General features: G+C 69.4%; 11 protein-coding genes, 1 tRNA gene and 1 pseudogene. 4 read left to right on the top strand and 9 right to left on the bottom strand.

Annotated elements, in window-relative coordinates:
* Positions 1–30 precede the first annotated feature (30 nt).
* On the top strand, positions 31–555 hold the full coding sequence (locus KHC23_RS06965) for a DUF3016 domain-containing protein (protein ID WP_213370866.1): 525 nt from the start codon (positions 31–33) through the stop codon (positions 553–555).
* 5 nt (positions 556–560) lie between these two features.
* On the opposite strand, the gene KHC23_RS06960 is transcribed toward KHC23_RS06965, so the two are convergent.
* Entirely contained in the window at positions 561–2,030 is a 1,470-nt protein-coding gene (locus KHC23_RS06960; RefSeq protein ID WP_213370864.1) for a sodium:proton antiporter, read from the bottom strand.
* 198 nt (positions 2,031–2,228) lie between these two features.
* On the opposite strand from KHC23_RS06960, the gene recR reads away from it, so the two are divergent.
* A complete protein-coding gene (gene recR / locus KHC23_RS06955; RefSeq protein ID WP_213370862.1) occupies positions 2,229–2,834 on the top strand; it encodes a recombination mediator RecR in 606 nt (201 codons plus the stop codon).
* Between the two features lie 90 nt (positions 2,835–2,924).
* On the opposite strand, the gene KHC23_RS06950 is transcribed toward recR, so the two are convergent.
* The 7 genes from KHC23_RS06950 to KHC23_RS06920 form a co-directional block, all read right to left on the bottom strand.
* The gene (locus tag KHC23_RS06950) at positions 2,925–4,304 is read right to left on the bottom strand and encodes an AmpG family muropeptide MFS transporter (protein WP_213370860.1); all 1,380 of its coding nucleotides are present in this window, start codon (positions 4,302–4,304) and stop codon (positions 2,925–2,927) included.
* A gap of 205 nt (positions 4,305–4,509) precedes the next feature.
* Complete coding sequence (locus KHC23_RS06945) at positions 4,510–5,277, bottom strand: SapC family protein (RefSeq protein WP_213370858.1); 768 nt, start codon at positions 5,275–5,277, stop codon at positions 4,510–4,512.
* 222 nt (positions 5,278–5,499) lie between these two features.
* The gene (locus KHC23_RS06940) at positions 5,500–6,426 is read right to left on the bottom strand and encodes a transglutaminase family protein (protein ID WP_213370856.1); all 927 of its coding nucleotides are present in this window, start codon (positions 6,424–6,426) and stop codon (positions 5,500–5,502) included.
* A complete protein-coding gene (locus KHC23_RS06935; RefSeq protein WP_213370854.1) occupies positions 6,423–8,936 on the bottom strand; it encodes a circularly permuted type 2 ATP-grasp protein in 2,514 nt (837 codons plus the stop codon). Before KHC23_RS06935 ends, KHC23_RS06940 begins: the two co-directional genes overlap by 4 nt.
* Positions 8,937–9,056: 120 nt before the next feature.
* A complete protein-coding gene (locus KHC23_RS06930; protein WP_213370852.1) occupies positions 9,057–12,368 on the bottom strand; it encodes a transglutaminase family protein in 3,312 nt (1,103 codons plus the stop codon).
* Positions 12,369–12,642: 274 nt separating this feature from the next.
* Entirely contained in the window at positions 12,643–15,822 is a 3,180-nt protein-coding gene (locus KHC23_RS06925) for an efflux RND transporter permease subunit (protein WP_213370850.1), read from the bottom strand.
* An 87-nt stretch (positions 15,823–15,909) separates the two neighbouring features.
* Entirely contained in the window at positions 15,910–17,253 is a 1,344-nt protein-coding gene (locus tag KHC23_RS06920) for an efflux RND transporter periplasmic adaptor subunit (RefSeq protein WP_484771495.1), read from the bottom strand.
* 455 nt (positions 17,254–17,708) lie between these two features.
* On the opposite strand from KHC23_RS06920, the gene KHC23_RS06915 reads away from it, so the two are divergent.
* Together KHC23_RS06915 and KHC23_RS06910 are read left to right on the top strand one after the other, a co-directional pair.
* The gene (locus KHC23_RS06915; protein WP_213370846.1) at positions 17,709–18,104 is read left to right on the top strand and encodes a hypothetical protein; all 396 of its coding nucleotides are present in this window, start codon (positions 17,709–17,711) and stop codon (positions 18,102–18,104) included.
* A gap of 186 nt (positions 18,105–18,290) precedes the next feature.
* Positions 18,291–18,380, top strand: a tRNA-Ser gene (locus tag KHC23_RS06910).
* 179 nt (positions 18,381–18,559) lie between these two features.
* Here KHC23_RS06910 and KHC23_RS06905 read toward each other — a convergent pair.
* Positions 18,560–18,780, bottom strand: a pseudogene (locus tag KHC23_RS06905) (serine hydrolase domain-containing protein); the annotation flags it as partial.

The following is an 18,780-nucleotide window of genomic DNA, read 5'->3' as shown; positions in this document are numbered from 1 at the left end:
ACTCACCCTTCACGCTCCGCGGAGGAAGACATGACGACGCCCGGCATCCCGCCCCTCACCCGCGCCGCACTGGCCCTCGGTGCGGTGCTGCTGCTTCCCGGCGCGGCGCAGGCGGCGACGCATGTCACCTTCCGCGCGCCGGAGACCTACCGCGACGGCAATCTCTCCTGGGGGCCGGTCGAGCAGCGCCTGACGCTGGAGGGGCTGGAGCGCATCATCCAGCGCCTCGCCGCCAAGCGGCTGCCGGCGGGCTATGAGATCGACGTCACCGTGCTCGACCTCGACCTCGCCGGCAGGATCAACCCGCTGCGTTCGCGCACCGGGGAACGTCGCGTCATGCGGCAGGACACCTGGCCCTCGATGACGCTGCGCTACACCTTGCGCCGCAGCGGCAAGGTGATCGCGCGCGGCGAGGAGACGCTGCGGGCGATGAACTATCTGACCGACCCGGTGGCGGTGCGCTCCACCGAGCCGCTGCGCTTCGAGACGGCGATGCTGGACCGCTGGTTCCGCACCCGCTTCGCCGCGCTGGAGGCGAAGCGGCCGGCGAGCTGAGCCCGCTACAGGAAATACAGCCAGGTCAGCAGCGCGAAGCAGGGCAGCAGGAACAGCCCCGACCAGGCCATGTAGCCGAAGAAGCTCGGCATGGCGACGCCGCGGCTCTTGGCGATGGCCAGCACCATGAAATTGGGCGCGTTGCCGATATAGGTCAGCGCCCCCATGAACACCGCGCCGGCCGAGATCGCCTCCAGCGTCACCGCGTAGCGCGTCATCAGTTCCTGCGCGTCGCCGCCGGCGAGGTTGAAGAAGACCAGATAGGTGGGCGCATTGTCGAGGAAGCCCGAGAGCAGGCCGGTCATCCAGAAATAGCCGGCATTCACCGGCCCGCCGGCCTCGTCCGTCACCAGCGCCACCAGCGGCGACAGCGCGCCGTTGGCGCCCGCCTTGAGGATCGCGATCACCGGAATGATGGTGAGGAAGATGGCCGCGAACAGCTTGGCGACCTCGCGGATCGGCTCCCAGTCGAAACCGTTGCGCTCGCGGATGAAAGCCGGGGTGATCGCGATGGAGATTCCCGCCAGCACCAGCAGGCCGAGGTCGCGGGCGATCGAGGGCAGCGGCACATGGGTGCCGAAAATGTCGAACTCGATGCCCGGCTTCCACAGCGCGCTCATCAGGATGGCACCGATGACGCCGGCCAGCAGCGGCACGTTGCGCAGCCCGCGCAGGCCGAGCCGCTCCGTGTCCGGGGTGGGGTCGGCCTTGGCCGGCAGGTTCTCCTCGCGCGCATAGAAATAGCGGTCGAGCAGGTAGAACGCGCCGAGCAGGATGACGGCCATGACGGCGGTGTCGTGGAACAGGTGCTGCGTGGTCCAGAAGAAATCCACGCCCTTCAGGAAGCCGAGGAACAGCGGCGGATCGCCGAGCGGGGTGAGCGAGCCGCCGATGTTCGACACCAGGAAGATGAAGAACACCACGGTGTGCACATTGTGGCGCCGGTCGTCATTGGCGCGCAGCAGCGGGCGGATCAGCACCATGGAGGCGCCGGTGGTGCCGATCACGCTCGCCAGCAGCGTGCCGATGGCGAGCAGGCTGGTGTTCACCCCCGGGCTGCCGTGCAGGTTGCCGGTGAGCAGGATGCCGCCGGAAATGGTGAACAGCGAGAACAGCAGGATGATGAAGGGGATGTATTCCAGCAGCGCCGCGTGGGCGACCTCGTAGACCGTGAGCCCGGCGCCGAACACGGCGATGAACGGCACCAGGAAGGCCAGCCCCCAGAACAGCGCGACCTTGCCGTAGTGATGGTGCCAGAAATGCCCGGCCAGCAGCGGGATGACGGCGATCGACAGCAACATGCCGACAAACGGGAGGCCCCAGAGCAGCGGCAGGGCGGCGCCGTCGATTCCGGCGCCCTCCGCCGCCTGGGCCGGCAGCGCGCCCGCCAGCAGCAGGGCGGCCAGGAACGGCATGGCACGGCACCGGGCCGCGAGGCACAGGACGGCACGCGCGGCGGCTTTCGTCGTCGTCATCAGTCTCCCCCAGGTCGGCGTATTCATTCGTTGAAATCCCGGTTAGCAACCCCCTCCCCGGGTGTCGAGCAAAACCGGACCGGCGCCGCCGCGATTATGCTGCCGGGTTCGGCCACGTCGCTGCGCCTTTGCGGCCCGGGCCGGCCTGCGCTAGACGAGACAGGATCGGCCGGGAGCGTTCCGGCCTTGAGGATGCCCATGCCCCGCGCCGTCGCCGGTCCCGAGATCGAACGCCTGATCCAGCTTCTCGCCCGCGTGCCGGGCCTCGGCCCGCGCTCGGCCCGGCGGGCGGCGCTGCACCTGATCAAGAAGCGCGAACAACTGATGAGCCCGCTCGCCAGCGCTTTCGAGGACGTGCTGGGCAAGATCTGCACCTGCCGCGTCTGCGGCAATATCGACGTCCGCGACCCCTGCTCGATCTGCATCGACGACACCCGCGACCCCGCGCTGCTGGTGGTGGTCGCCGATGTGGCGGACCTGTGGGCGCTGGAGCGCGCCGCGGCGCTGAACGCGCGCTACCACGTGCTCGGCGGCACGCTGTCGCCGCTCGACGGCATCGGGCCGGACGACCTCAACCTCGCCGCGCTGGTCGGGCGGGTGCAGGGCGGCACGGTGACGGAAGTGCTGCTGGCGCTCGGCGCCACGGTCGATGGGCAGACCACGGCGCATTACATCACCGAGCTTCTGCGCGAGGCGAATGTGAAGGTCACCCGCCTCGCCCATGGCGTGCCGGTGGGCGGCGAGCTGGACTATCTCGACGAGGGCACGCTGTCGGCGGCGATCCGGGCGCGCACCAGCTTCTGAGCCTGCCGCGCGACTGCAATCGCCAACTGCGGAGGGCGCTGCGAGCGCTGCTGCATCCGGCTGCAGACGACAGGCTGCAACGCTGCCGCTTCACCGGCTGCCGGCTGCCAGTTCGCGGAAATGGCCGCGCGCCTGCAGCCAGGCCAGCAGCGCCAGCCCCGGCAGGGCGGCGACCGAGGTGATGGCGAAGAACACGATCCACCCCGTCTCCACCGCGATGAAGCCGGCCGAGGAGGCGAGGAAGGTTCGGCCGACGGCGGCCAGCGCGGTGAGCAGCGCGTATTGCGTCGCGGTGTGGGCACGGTTGCCGCACAGGGCCGAGATATAGGCGACGAAGATCACCGTACCGATGGCGCCGGCGAAGTTCTCGACCACGATGGTCACCATCAGCGCCGGCACGTTCACGCCCATCCAGGCCTGCCAGGAAAAGGCGAGGTTGGAGAGCATCTGCAGGATTCCCCCCACCCAGAGCGCGGTGGAGAGCGGCAAAGCGCGGGCGATCACCCCGCCGGCGAACCCGCCGAGCAGCGCCGCCGCGAAGCCCACGCCCTTGACCACGCCGGCATAGGTCGCCTTGTCGAAGCCGATATCGATGACAAAGGCGCCGCTCAGCGCGCCGGCGAAGGCGTCGCAGAACTTGAACAGCACCACGAACAGCAGGATGGCGACCGCACTGTTGCGGGTGAGGAACTCGCTGAACGCCCCGACCGCGGTCTGGCCGATGCGCCGGAACACGTTCTCCTGGTGCTGGATCGCCGGTTGAGCTGCCGGCTGCCCCGCCGGTTCGGTCGCCGGTTCGGCCGCCGGCTCCTTGGCCATCAGCGCGGCGAACAGGCCGACGCCGACCATCGCCGCGGCGGCGAGGTAGCCATAGGCCCACACATCCGCGCGCGGGGTGCCGAGCACCTCGAACCACGCCACCAGCAGCACCACGCCGGCGCCCGAGGCCAGCATGCCGACCCGGTAGGCGGCGACATAGCCGGCCATGCCGGCGGCCTGCTCGCGCACCTCCAGGCTCTCGACCCGGAAGGCGTCGACCACGATGTCCTGCGTCGCCGAGGCGGTGGCGACCAGCAGCGCGCCGAGCGCCACATGCCAGGGCGCGTTCACCGGGTCCTGGAAGCCGAGCCAGATGACGGCGAGCACCAGCAGAAGCTGGGTGAACACCAGCCAGCCGCGCCGCCGCCCGAGCCAGCGCCCCAGCAGCGGCACGTCGAGCGCGTCGACCAGCGGCGCCCAGACGAACTTGAAATTATAGGGCACGCCGACCAGCGCGAAGAGGCCGATGGTGGCGAGGTTCACCTGCGCCTCGGCCATCCAGATGGTGAGCGTGGCGCCGGACAGCGCCAGCGGCAGGCCGGAGGAGAAGCCGAGCAGGATGACGATCAGCACCCGCGGGCGCAGATAGACCGCGAGGCTGGCGAGGAAGCCGTCGTCGTCGCGGGCGGGGGTGCGGGCGGTGTCGGTCATGGCCGGCTCTCTCGGCGGCGCGCGGGAGGGCGCGCCGATTCGGGGGGCGTCTCACCCATCTCTAAAGTGCTTTCGCCCGCGAATGAATCGCCAAGACGCGCTTCACCCGCCCAGCCTGACCGCCGGCCCCGGCGCGCCCGCGCCGGAGGATGCGGCCCGCCCTTCCGCGACCCGGCTCCCGGGCGAGGGCGGGCCGCGGGCTCCGTCAGTTCGCCGCCTTGGCGCGCTCCTTCGAGGAGGCGTTCACCAGATCGCGCCAGCGGTGCTGGGAGGCGAGGTGCAGGATAATGAGGTCCAGCCAGCCCCTGGCGTGGAACTCGACGACCACCGGCCCGGGGAGCGCCCGGAACGCCGCCTCGTCCACCAGCTGGAAGCCCTGCACCACGGCGCGGCCGGCATCGGCATAATTGACCTGCGCCGAGCGCGCGGAGAGCAGGCCGTTGGCCTTCAGTGCCGTGACGAAGGCCGTGGTGCGGGCATGGTCGGCCGCATAGGCGTCGCACATGTCCCTGGCGGCCTGGCCGATCTTGGTGGCGCCGCCCTTGGCGTCGAACAGCCGCTCGGCCCCCTCGTCATCGGCGACGGCGAGCCGGTCGCTGGCGAGATCGGCGCCCAGCATCGTGGCGCCGCCCTCCACGATGCCGATGAACGGGTAGCGGCGGACATAGCCGGGAATATAGCTGCCGGCGCGCCAGCGCCCGTCGGCCTCCACGAACAGGTTCCGCCCGGCGGCGACGCCCGTCACCGCCAGCGGCATGGCTCCCTCGTCACCGGCGAACACGATGGGATAGTCGCGCGCGGCATGCACGAAATCGCCCGCCACCAGCGGAATCGACGTCGCGGCCGCGGCGAACTGGAAACTCGCCTCGCGCCGGACGCCAAGCCGGGCATGGCTGCGGTAGCGCAGCAGGGCCGGCGAGCGGTAGAACAGCGGGAGAGAGGCGGCGGGGGAAGGCTGGGTCGGGTTCGTCACGGCAGGAACCTTTCGCGTAGCGGGCCGACGGACGCGCCCCGTCAACCGGGTGCGTCCGCATGCGTGGGACCGGCCCTTCGCTCGAAGAAACCACCGATCCAGTTGAGAGAGGACGTTCGATAATACCCCTGGGCATTTCGCTCAAGAGCCGTCGATCAGACCGGATTACCCTATCGGCAGGGGCGCGACAATCACCCGCCGGGAGCCTGCGCGCGCGGGGTCTCAGGCCCGCGAATGGGGAGAGGCCGGCCCCTTGCCGGCCGCCGCCTCTTCCGCCAGCGGAATCACGTCCACCTCGACATTCAGCTTCTGCTTGCCCGAGCCGAACACCACGCCGCCGATGGGGGCGACATCGGTATAGTCGCGCCCCACCGCCAGCACGACATGGTCGGTGGCGACGACGAGCGCGTTGGTCGGGTCCAGCCCCTGCCAGCCGATCGCCTCGCCGCACCACACCATGACCCAGGCATGGGTGGCGTCGGCGCCCTGGAGGCGCTCCTTGCCCGGCGGCGGCTCGGTGCGCAGGAAGCCGGAGACATAGGCCGCCGGCAGGCCGAGGCCGCGCAGCCCGGCGATCATGATATGGGCGAAGTCCTGGCACACCCCGGCCCGCAGCTCGAACGCCTCCAGCGGCGGGGTCGAGACGTCGGTGGCGCGCGGGTCGTAGGTGAACTCCTCATAGAGACGGTTCATCAGCTCGACGCAGGCGGCCAGCATCGGCCGACCGGGCGGGAAGCTCTCCGCCGTCCATTCGGTGATCGGCGCGCTCAGCGGCACGGCGGGGCTGGGGAACAGGAAATGCGCCGGCGAGAGCGCGGAGAGGTCGAGGCTCTCATCCGCCGCCTCGCGCGCCTCCTCCCAGCTCGGGCCGGCATCGGCGGCGATCTCGGCCGGCGCCTCCACCTCCACCCGCGCCCGGGTCTTCACGGTGAAGCTCCGGTGCGGGGTCTCGATGCGGATATGCACCACCTTGTTGCCGAAGAAATCGCGCGTCTCGGTCCATTCCACCGGCTCGGGCTCGACCACGAAATGGCTGGCGACCACCCGCTGGTTCGGCCGGTCGACCGGCACCATGCGCACCACATGGCGCGCCACCGGCACGGACGAGGCGTAGGAATAGGCGGTGGACTGGTGAATGTCGTATTTCATGCCAGCAGGTCCCACGGCGTCTCCACCGGCTGGCGGTGGATGAAGTAGCGTTCCGCCACATCGTTGGAGAGCTCCATCAGCTCGGCGCCGATCTGGCTGAGCCGGGCATCGTCGAACTCGACCGCGTCGAACGCCTTCATGCTGGCCGAGAGCCGGGCGGCGAGCCGCTCCTCGGGCGGCGGCAACGCCTCGCCGAGATGGCCGGGCAGCGCGTCGAGATGGTCGCTGATGGCGGCGATCTGGAAGGCGAGCGAGCGCGGGTTGACCGGGTCGAGCAGCACGAGGTCGAGCACCGGCGCGCGGCTCTCCACCATCACATAGCGCGAGCGGTAGGTGATCTGGCTGTCGCACAGCTCCAGCAGCACATCCAGCGTGCTGGCGCTCGGCGTCTCGCCCACCAGCGCGCGGGCGAAGCGGCACACGGCGATGCCGCGCTCGACGCGGCGGCCGAGATCGAGAAAGCGCCAGCCGGCCAGCCGGTTCATGTTCTCCGATGCGAGGCCGGAAAAGGCGGCGAGCGCGCGCAAGGCGCGGTCGGCGCGCTCATAGGCGTCCGGCTCCGCGCTCGCCGCCGGCACCGGCTCGTCCATCATCAGCCCGAGATCGGCCAGCGTGCGCCAGGCATCCGGCGACAGCCGGTCGCGAATGACCGAGGCGGTGTGGCGGGCATGGTCGATGAGGTTGGGCAGCGCCCCCGGCTGGTCCCGCCGCGTCAGCGCCGCCAGCACATGGCGGATCGGCCGCGCCCGGCCCAATTCGTCCGGCGCCGCGCCCCAGGACTGCAGCAGGTCGAGCAGCGCCGGCACCGACGCGCCGCCGCCATCGGCGGTGGAGGAGAGCCGGCCGGCGAGGGTGCGCAGCAGCCGCAGCGTGCTCTCCGCCCGCTCGACATAGCGGCCGAGCCAGAAGAAATTATCCGCCGCGCGGCTGGGCAGCGGGCCGGTCTGGCGCTTGACCTCGACCGCGTCGCGCGCCGGCAGCAGCGTGGTCTGCTCCACCGGCGCGGCGTCCAGCACCCACACATCGGCCGAGCGGCCGCCGCCCTGCATCGACACGGCCCGGGCGTCCATACTGTCGGAGACGCGGCAGAAGCCGCCGGGCATGACGGTCCAGCCCGCCTCGGTGGCGGCGACGAAGATGCGCAGGATGAAGGGGCGCGGCTCCAGCCGGCCGTTGCGCCACACCGGCATGGTGGACAGCCGCACCGCCTCCTGGCCGACAATGTCGACGCCGCGGGTGCGGATGGCGTGCTCCACCGCCGCGCGGCGGGCGGGGGCGAGATCGGCGCCGATCACCGGGCCGTCCTCCAGCGCCCCCGGCACCGGCCGGCGGAAGGCGGGCGAGAGCACGAGGTCGTCGAGGCTGTCGAGCACGCGCTCGCGCTCGGCCGGCTGGCCGCACCACCAGGTGGCGACATTGGGCAGGATCGGCGCCTCGCCGAGCACCTGCCGGCCGAGCCGGGGCAGGAACCCCATCATCGCCGGCGCCTCGACCACGCCGGCGCCGAGCGCGTTCACCACCGCCACCCCGCCGGCACGGATCGCCTGCATCAGCCCGGGCACGCCCAGCCGCGAGGACGGGTTGAGCTCCAGCGGGTCGGCATAGTCGGCGTCGAGCCGGCGCATCAGCACGTCCACCCGCTTCAGCCCGGCCACGGTGCGCACATAGACGATGTTGTCGCGCACGGTGAGATCGTCGCCCTCCAGCAGCACGAAGCCGAGATAGCGGGCGAGATAGGCGTGCTCGAAATAGGTCTCGTTGAGCGGCCCGGGGGTGAGCAGGCCCACCCGCCCCTCGCCGGAACGGTCGAGCCGCGTCAGTCCCGCCCGCAGGCCCTGGAAATAGCTGGCAAGGCGCTTGACGTTGAGCGAGCGGGCGAGGTCCGGCAGCGCCCGGGCGATGGCGATGCGGTTCTCCAGCGCGTAGCCGGCGCCCGAGGGCGACTGGGTACGGTCCGACAGCACCCACCAATTGCCGTCCGGGCCGCGCCCGATATCGGCGGCGTAGATCCTGAGGAAGCTGCCGCCATGCGGGTCGACCCCGACCATCGGGCGCAGGAAATCGGGATTGCCGGCCACCGCCGCCGCCGGCAGCGCGCCCGAGCGCACCAGCTGCCCCCCGCCATAGAGATCGGCGAGCAGCGATTCGAGCATCTGCGCGCGCTGGATCAGCCCGCGCTCCAGCGCGCGCCATTCGGTGGCGTCGATGACCAGCGGCAGATGCGAGATCGGCCAGGGCCGCTCGCCGCCATTGGGGTCGTCATAGACGCGGTAGAACACGCCGGAGCGGTAGAGATGGCGGTCGGCGGCGCGGAAACGCCGGTTGACCTCCTCGACGCCCATCTCGGCGAGCGCCGCCAGCAGCGAGGTCCAGTGGGCGCGCGGCCGCCCCTCGCCGTCCACGAGTTCATCGTGGACACCGGGAAACGGCTTGTATTCCGCCAGGAGCGCCTCGACCGCCGCCTCTTCGAAGCGGCGCGTGCGCGCCTTCGGGTCACTGCGACCGGGCATGGCTTCCTCTCGGCCCTAAAGGATGGGCATACCATCCTCGCGCCGCGACCGCACGCGCCAAAGCGGCGCGCCCGGGTCGGCGCGGCCCGGCCTGTGGCCCGAATGAAGCAAGGCGCCGCGTCAGATCCGCGCCGGCCGCCGCAGATCCAGCGTCGCGGGGAATTCGGACGAGGCTTCCTCCGGCGGCACGAACAGATAGCCGGGCGTGTGGCCATGGGCCTGAAACCGCGCCAGCCGCCGTGCCTGCGCCTCGTAGGAATTCACCGGGAACGTCTCGTAATTGCGCCCGCCGGGGTGGGCGACATGGTAGACGCAGCCGCCCAGCGAGCGGTTCGACCACAGATCGACGATGTCGAAGGTGAGCGGCGCGTGCACCGGAATGTTCGGGTGCAGGCCGGAAGCCGGCTGCCACGCCTTGAAGCGCACGCCGGCGACATATTCGCCGAAGCGCCCGGTGGGCAGCAGCGGCAGCCGGCGGCCATTGCAGGCGACGACGTGGCGGATCGGGTTGAGGCCCTCGACCCGCACCTGCAGCCGCTCCACCGAGGAATCGACGAAGCGCACCGTGCCGCCGGCCGCCCCTTCCTCGCCGAGCACGTTCCATGGCTCCAGCGCCTGGCGCAGTTCCAGCGTCACGCCGCCATGCTCGACCTGGCCGAAATAGGGGAAGCGGAACTCGCGCTGCGCCTCGAACCACAGCGGATCGACGCGGTAGCCCGCCCCGCTGAGATCGGCCAATACGTCCTGGAAGTCGGCCCAGACGAAATGCGGCAGCATGAAGCGGTCGGCCAGCGCGGTGCCCCAGCGGGCCAGCGGGCCCTGCTGCGGCGCGCGCCAGAACCAGGCGATGAGCGCGCGCAGCAGCAATTGCTGGGCGAGCGACATCCGCCAGTCCGGCGGCATCTCGAACGAGCGGAACTCGACCAGGCCGAGCCGGCCGGTCGGCCCGTCCGGCGAGAACAGCTTGTCGATGCAGATCTCGGAGCGGTGGGTGTTGCCGGTGACATCGGTGAGCAGGTTGCGGAACAGCCGGTCGACCAGCCAGGGCGGCGGCGCCATGCCCCTGCCGGGCGCGGGCACATGGGCCATGGCGATTTCGAGTTCGTACAGGGCGTCGTGGCGCGCCTCGTCGACACGCGGCGCCTGGCTGGTCGGGCCGATGAACAGCCCCGAGAACAGATAGGACAGCGCGGGATGGCGCTGCCAGTAGGTGACGAGGCTCGCGAGCAGGTCCGGCCGGCGCAGGAACGGGCTGTCCGCCGGCATGGCGCCGCCCACCACCACATGGTTGCCGCCGCCGGTGCCGGTATGGCGCCCGTCGACCATGAACTTCTCGGTGCCGAGCCGCGACAGCCGGGCTTCCTCATAGAGGTCGCGGGTGATCTCGACGCAGGTCTTCCAGTTCGCCGCCGGGTGGACATTGACCTCGATGACCCCGGGGTCGGGCGCCACCCGGATGACGTTGAGGCGCGGGTCGACCGGCGGGGTGTAGCCCTCGATATGCACCGGCAGCTTGAGCTCTTCCGCCGTCACCTCGATGGCGGCGAGCAGTTCGAGATAGTCCTCCAGTCGCTCGGTCGGCGGCATGAACACGCAGAGCCGCCCGTCGCGCGGCTCGACGGTAAGCGCTGTGCGCACCGCGCCGGTGCCGGTGAGCACCTGGTCGACCTGCTCCTGCTGGCCGTCCTCGGTCGCGGTGCGGCGGTAGAGCTGGTGCAGTGCCTCGACGTCCGGCAGGTCGCCGGAAATGGTCATCGGGTCGGCGGGATGGACGTAAGGGTAGGCCGCCGGCGGCACCCAGGGCAGGCTCGCCAGCGGCAGCCGGAAGCCGGCCGGCGAATCCCCCGGCACGAGGAACATGCGCCCGCGCCGGAAGCGCCATTTCTCGCTGACCCAGCCGCGCGAGGCGCGGGCCTGCCAGCGCTGGATCGGCAGCACATAGCCGCTGGGCTTGCCGAGGCCCCGCGCGAACACGCGGGCGATGCGGGCCCGCGCCTCGGCATCCTCCAGCTTGGAATCGAACGGGTCGACATTCTCCGGCAGGTCGCCTTCCTTGACGATCCAGTAGGCGGGGTCCTCGAAAGCGGGCTCGGCGAAGCCGGCACCGACGCCGAGCCGGTCGGCCAGCATCGCGATGAAGCCGTGCGCCTCCTCGATGGTGGCCGAGGAGACGGCCTCGGTGGCGACGAGCGCGGGGTCGCGCCAGACCGGCTTGCCGTCCTTGCGCCAGTAGAGCGAGAAGGTCCAGCGCGGCAGGCTCTCGCCGGGATACCATTTGCCCTGGCCGTAATGCAGCATGCCGCCGGGGGCGAAGCGCTTGCGCAGCCGGCGGATCAGCTCGTCCGCCCGGGCCCGCTTGGTCGGGCCGACCGCCGAGGTGTTCCACTCCGCGCCCTGATAGTCGTCGATCGAGATGAAGGTCGGCTCGCCGCCCATGGTCAGGCGCACATCCTGCGCCGCGAGGTCCGCGTCGACCCTGTCGCCGAGCGCGTCGAGCGCCGCCCACGCCTCGTCGGAGAAGGGCAGCGTGACACGCGGCTTCTCGGCGACGCGGGTGACCTTCATCTCGAATTCGAAGTCGGTCTTCGTCCCCTCCTCGGCCGAGAATCCGCCGGTGATCGGCGCGGCCGAGGCCGGGTTGGGCGTGGCGCAGAGCGGCAGATGGCTCTCGCCGCACAGAAGGCCGGAGGTGGGGTCCAGCCCGATCCAGCCGGCGCCCGGCAGATAGACCTCGCACCAGGCGTGCAGGTCGGTGAAGTCGACCTCGGTGCCGGTCGGACCGTCCAGCGCCTTCACATCCGGCTTGAGCTGGATCAGGTAGCCGGAGACGAAGCGGGCGGCGAGGCCGAGCCGGCGCAGCACCTGCACCAGCAGCCAGCCGGAATCGCGGCAGGAGCCGCAGGCCAGCCCCAGCGTCTCGTCCGGCGTCTGCACCCCCGGTTCCAGGCGGATGAGATAGCCGACGCGCTGCTGCAGCTTCTGGTTCAGCTCGACCAGGTAGTCCACCGTCGGCGCGCCGGCGGGCGGGCGGATCTGGTCGACGAAGCCGTCGAGCAGCGGGCCGCCCTGCTCCAGCTCCAGATAGGGGATCAGTTCCTTGGCGAGGCCGGGGGGATAGGCGAAGGGCAGCTTCTCGGCATATTCCTCGATGAAGAAGTCGAACGGGTTGTACACCGTCATGTCGGCGATCAGATCGACCTCGACCCGGAACTCGGTCGCCTTCTCGGGGAAGACGAAGCGGGCCATCCAGTTGCCGAACGGGTCCTGCTGCCAGTTCACGAAATGGTTCGAGGGGGTGACCTTGAGCGCGTAGCTCTTCACCGGGGTCCGGCAATGGGGCGCCGGGCGCAGCCTGATGATCTGGGGTCCCAGCGAGACCGGACGGTCATAGCTGTAGGCCGTGACGTGATGCAGGCTCGCGAAGATTGTCATAGGCACCAACTGACCGACGAAGAACACACCACGCCCGCCAGCGCGCCAGCGGGGCGGAACCACCCCGATGAACGCAGGAATCGTGCCGCAGGGCAATGGGGCCGGCCCGCCATGCCGCAGGGGCGTGTCCCGGCGCCGCAGGAGGCTGGGGGGCGGGGCCCCCGCGCCGGCCGCCTAGCGAAGCGTCAGCCGGCTGCCAAGAATTGAGGCGTCGGGGGCGCAGGCCCCCGCGCCCCGGCTCTCGCACCCCCGGATCAACGCGCTTCCCGCCGGCTCACGCCGCCGGATGAGGCGTTCCGTCGCCATCCGGCGGGGCGGTGCCGGCCGGCACCTTGCCGCGCACGCGCCATTCCTCGAAGCGCTGCAGCACCGTGTAGAAGGACGGCACGAACAGCACGGCAAGGCAGGTGGAGGCGAGCATGCCGGAGAACACCGCGATGCCGATCGACTTGCGCGAGGCGGCGCCGGCGCCGGTGGCGAGCACCAGCGGCAGGACGCCAAGGATGAAGGCGAAGGAGGTCATCAGGATCGGCCGGAATCGCAGCCGCGCGGCCTCGGTCGCCGCCTCGGCGATCTCCATCCCCTCCGCCCGCTTCTCGCGCGCGAATTCGACGATCAGGATGGCGTTCTTGGCCGACAGGGCGATCAGCAGGATCAGGCCGATCTGGGTGTAGAGATTGTTGGAGATCCCGAGCCCGGTCAGCGCCACCACGGTGCCGAGCAGGGCCAGCGGCACGGCCAGCAGCACCGAGAACGGCAGCACCCAGCTCTCATACTGGCCGGCGAGCACGAAATAGACCAGCAGGATGGCGAGGCCGAAGACGAAGTAGACCTCGTTGCCGACCACCACCTCCTGATAGGACATGGCGGTCCAGCTGAAGCCCATGCCACCGGGCATCGTCGCGTCGGCGACCTGGTCCATGATGTCGAGCGCCTGGCCGGACGAGAAGCCGGGCGCCGGGCCGCCCTGGATGGTGGTGGCGGGGTAGAGGTTGTACAGCGTGATCAGCGGCGGGCCGAAGGCGGGCTCCACCTCGGCCAGGGTGCCGAGCGGCACCATGGTGCCGTCCGGGGTGCGGATCTTCAGGTTGAGGATTTCCTCCGGCGTGCGGCGGAAGTCGGGCTCGGACTGGATATAGGCCTGGAAGGTCTGCCCGAACTCGTTGAACTGGGTGACATAGCTCGAGCCGACATAGCCCTGCACGGTCGAGAACACCTGGCCCACCGTCACGCCCAGAGTCTCGGCCTTGATGCGGTTGATCTTCAACAGGAGCTGGGGAACGTTGGCGCGGAACGAGGTGGAGAGACGCTGCAGCGCCGACTGGGTGGAGGCGTTCTTCAGGATCTGCTGCGTCACCGCCTGCAGTTCGGTGAAGTCGAAGCTGCCGTCCTTCTGCTGCAGCATCATGGTGAAGCCGGACGCGTTGCCCACGCCCTGGATCGCCGGCGGCACCAGCACGAAGGTCATCGCCCCCTCGACCTGCTGCAGCTCCTTGTTCAGCGTGTCGTAGATGAAGCGCAGCCCCTGCCCCGCCTTGTCGCGCTCGTCCCACGGATTGAGCATGACATAGGCGACGCCGCCATTGGCGAGGGTGGCGTTGTTGTCGAGCACGGAGACGCCGGAAATGGCGATCACGTCCTTCACCCCCGGCGTCTTGCCGGCGATCTCGGAGATCTGGCTCATCACCTCGGTGGTGCGCTGGAGCGAGGCCGCGTCGGGAAGCTGCGCGCCGATCAGCACATAGCCCTGGTCCTCGGTCGGCAGGAAGCCGGTCGGCACCCGGGTGATGCCCCAGATGGCGAGGCCGATCAGCACCAGGCCGACGGTGACGATGATCCCGCTCGCCTTGACCATGTGATGGATCAGGCCGGCATACCAGTGCTCGGCCTTGTTGTAGACGGCGTTGAAGCCGCGATAGAAGATGTTGCGCTGGTCCTCCGGCACCGGCTTGCGCAGCCACAGCGCGCACTGGGTCGGCTTCAGCGTCAGCGCGTTGATCGCCGAGATGAACGCGGTGGCGGCGATGACAAGGGCGAACTGCTGGTACATCTGGCCGGTGAGGCCGGGCATGAACGCCGCCGGCAGGAACACCGCCATCAGCACCAGCGTGATGCCGATGATCGGCCCCAGCAGCTCGTCCATCGCCTTTTCGGCGGCCTGCCGGCCCGGCAGCCCGCGCTCGATATGGCGGGCCACGCCTTCGACGATGACGATGGCGTCGTCGACCACGATGCCGATGGCGAGCACGATGGCGAACAGGGTGGAGAGGTTGACCGTGAAGCCCATCGCCGCCATGGCGGCGAAGGTGCCGATGATGGTCACCGGCACCGTGGTCGCCGGCACCAGCATCGCCCGCCAGTCCTGCAGGAACACCAGGATGACGATGAGCACCAGGATGCCGGCCTCGAACAGCGTGACGTAGACCTCCGAAATCGAGGCGTTCACGAACACGGTGGTGTCGAACGGCACGTCATAGGAGAGGCCGGGCGGGAAGCTCTTGGAGAGCTCCTCCATCTTGGCCCGCACCTCGGTCGCCACCTGCAGCGAGTTCGCCTCCGGCAGCTGGTAGATGCCCAGCGCCGCCGCCGGCTTGTTGTTGAAGGTGAATATCTGGCTGTAGGTCTGCGCGCCGATCTCCACCCGCGCCACGTCGCGCAGGCGGGTGATGCGCCCGCCATCGGCGTTCGACACCTTGACGATGATGTTCTCGTAGTCGGCGACGTCGTTGAGCCGGCCGTCCATCAGAAGGGTGAACTGGAAGTTCTGCCCCTTCGGCACCGGCGGCATGCCCACCACGCCGGAGGCCACTTCCTGGCTCTGCTGCTGGATCGCGTCGATCACGTCCTGCGGGGTGAGCTGGCGGGCCTGCAACTCGTCGGGATTGAGCCAGACCCGCATCGCATAATCGCCGGCGCCGAACACGCTGACATTGCCGACGCCATCGAGGCGGGCGATCTCGTTCTCGATATTGATGACGCCGTAATTGGCGAGAAACAGGCTGTCGAACTTCTCTTCCGGCGAATAGAGCGTGACGAACTGAAGGATCGCGGTCGACTTGATCTGCGTCGTCACGCCCTGCACCTGCACCGCCTGCGGCAGCGAGGCGAGCGCGATGGCGACGCGGTTCTGCACCAGCACCTGCGCGATGTTGGGGTCGGTGCCGATGGCGAAGGTCACGGTCAGCGAATAGGTGCCGTCGCTGGCGCTGGTGGACTGCATGTAGAGCATGTCCTCGACGCCGTTCACCTGCTGCTCGATGGGCAGCGCGACGGTGTCGACCAGCGTGCGGGCGCTGGCGCCGGGATACAGGGTGGAGACCTGGATCGTCGGCGGCACGACATTGGGATATTGCGCCACCGGCAAGGTGTAGAGCGCGACGCTGCCGATCAGCACGAAGACCAGCGCGAGGACGTTGGCGAGAACCGGCCGTTCGATGAAAAAGCGCGAAATCATGTGACGGGCCTTCGGTTCAAGCGGTCCTGCGCGGGGGTCGCGATGTCGGTTGCCGGAAACCAGCTTCCGGACGTCGGGTCACAGATGTCAGTTCGCGGGCTTGGCCGCCGGCGCCGGGTCCGAAGGCGCCGGGTCCGAAGGCGCCGGATCCTGCTTGGCGCCGGCCGCATTGTCGGCGGGGGTCGCGGCGGCGGGAGTCGTCGCCGATGCCGCGTCCGGCTTCGCCGCGTCCGCCTTGGCTCCGTCTGGCTTGGCTTCGTCCGGCTTCGCCGCGTCTGCCTTGGCTTCGACCGGGTCGACCTTCGAGCCCGGCGTCGCGCGCTGGACGCCGCCGATCACCACGCGATCCTCCGCCGACAGCCCGGATTCGATCACCCGGTAATTGCCGATCTGCTGGCCCACGGTGACGATCTTCTGCTCGACCACATTGTCCTTGTTGACCACCAGCACATATTTGCCCTGCTGCGCCGTGCCGATCGCGGTGTCGTCGACGAGGTAGGCGTCCGGAATCTTCTGCGCCGGAATGCGCACCCGCACGAACAGGCCGGGAAGCAGCGCCAGCTTGGGATTGTCGAACACGCCGCGAACCAGCAGCGTGCCGGTCGCGGGGTCGATTTCCGGCGACACATAGTCGAGCCGGCCCTTGTGCGGGTACTCGTCGCCCTCGTCCTGCAGGCCGATGTCGATCTCGATCTGCTTCACTTCCTCGATGGTCCGCCCCTGCGCGGCAAGGGCTTCCTTGATGCGCAGGACCTGGTTCTCGCTGATGTTGAAATAGGCGTAGATCGGATTCATCTGCACGATGGTGGCGAGCGTGGTCGGCTGGCTGTGACCGACCAGCTGGCCGACATCGGCGAGGTGGCGGGTGACGATGCCGTCGAACGGCGCCAGCACCGTGGTGTAGCCGAGATTGATGGTGGCGATCTCGATATTGGCCTTGGCCGCGTCGACCGACGCCACCGCCTCCTCCATCGCCGCGCGCGCCTTGTCGACGGTAGCCTGCGAGGAGAAATCCTGCTGGCCGAGCGTCGACTGGCGCTGATATTCCGCCTGGGTGTTGGTGAGCTGGGCCTGCGCCGAGGCGAGCTGCGCCTTGGCCTGGTCGAGATCGGCCTGGTAGGTGTCCTGCTGGATGAGGAAGAGCCGGTCGCCCTTCTTCATCACCGCGCCGTCCTTGTAGTCGATCGACATCAGGAAGCCCTCGACGCGGGCGACCAGATCGACAGTGTTGATGGAGGCGGTGTTGCCGGTGAACTTGAGGTAGCGGGTCACCGCCTGCTGCACCGGCGCGGCGACCGTCACCTGCGGCGGCGGCGGCGCCACATACTTGTTCTCTTCCGAGCACGCCGCAAGCAGGAGGGACGCCATACCGACACCGAGCAGACCGGCGCCCATGCGACGTCGACCGGCCTGACACACGCTCGGACTCATTCCGCTCTCCCGTGGCGCACAACTCTACCGGCAAACTATACCGTCGCTCGCAGACTTGTCTAGTTGTGGCAATCCGGGCACGTTCAACACAATAAATCACCTTAGAGGCAGAAAAAATTGCAATATTAACTTCACACTTGATGGCTTCCGCAGGCCAGTGCCGCGCCGGAAGGCTCGCCTTCCACCGAAAGAGGACAGCGGATATATTTGCGCCAATGGCCCGCGCATCGTGACTGCGGGGCGCCGCAACCACGCATCACAGCGCCGGGCGCCGTCGACAGCGCGGAAAGACCTTGCCCGGCGGCGGCCAATTTACCGCGACTCAACGGCTCCCCCGCCCACCGGGAGCGGCCTACCGTCTCGACATTTGACGCGCATCGACTAGGCTGCCCTCCTGCGGCGAGCCTCCCGTCAAACTTCCGGTCCGGACGCCGCGGCGGACCGCGGGGCCCCCCATGTTGCACAGCCTGCCCATCGCCCTCGCCCTGATCGCCGCCCTGCCCCTCGCGGCGATGTCGCTGGCCGGTATTTCCCTGCCCGCCGCCGCGCAGCAGGCCGAGCCGCAGGCCGCCGCCAAATTCTCCGGCCTGGTGCTGAGCCAGGGCGACATCTTCACCAATGACGTGGGAACGGTGATGGGGGTTTCGGTGGTCAACGAGACCGCCGCCACCGTGGGGTCGGTCGGGGTGAACTGCGCCTTCACCGTCAACGGCAAGCCGGCCGGTTCGGCCGGCACCACGATCTACAACATCGTCGCCGGCGCCAAGGGCCAGGACCAGGTCCACCTGATGGGGCCCAAGGCCGACGCCGCCACCTGCACCATCACCTCGACCACCGCGCCGCTGAACTGACCGGCCGGCGGCCTTCGCCGCGCCGCGCGCGGGCACCTTTTCCCCAGCCTCGCGCGAATGGGCGGCGCAACACGCGCGGATGGCTTGCCAGAGTGGCGCGCTTCGCTATATTCCGCGCCTCTTCGACGGTTCGGCCGGCCCGCCCGGCACCGATCGACGAGACACCGGCCCTCGCGGACCGGCGACGGAGGGGTGGCCGAGTGGTTGAAGGCGCACGCCTGGAAAGTGTGTATACGGGAAACCGTATCGCGGGTTCGAATCCCGCTCCCTCCGCCAGCCTCTTAACCTAAAGCCTTGATTTACAAGGTTTTTGTACGACCGCCCAACTCAGCCGCCCTCATTTTACCCCACATTTTAGAATTACTGCGCGCGCCGATCGACCGTTGAGCGCCCTCTCGCTTGGGCCGCGCTCTTGCGGCCCTACGGGCGCCCGGTCGTGCGCTGCGCCAGACCGCTTACCGCGATGCGGAGGCGACCTTCTTCAAAAGGTCGATGAAGGCGCTTGTCCGGATGCCCTTCGGATTCTGGCTCAGATCAACGGTCTGCACGACCACCAGCCGTTTCGTCGGCACAACGGCTATGATCTGGCCGCCATAGCCGGACGCGTAGAAGGCGCTCTTTCCCCAAATGTCCTCGGGAAGGGTCCACCACATATAGCCATAGCCCTGCCGAATCC

Source organism: Ancylobacter dichloromethanicus (assembly GCF_018390645.1).
Lineage (GTDB): Bacteria > Pseudomonadota > Alphaproteobacteria > Rhizobiales > Xanthobacteraceae > Ancylobacter > Ancylobacter dichloromethanicus.
The sequence above is the reverse complement of the archived record's forward strand: the minus strand, read 5'-3'. Positions and strand labels throughout refer to the sequence as shown.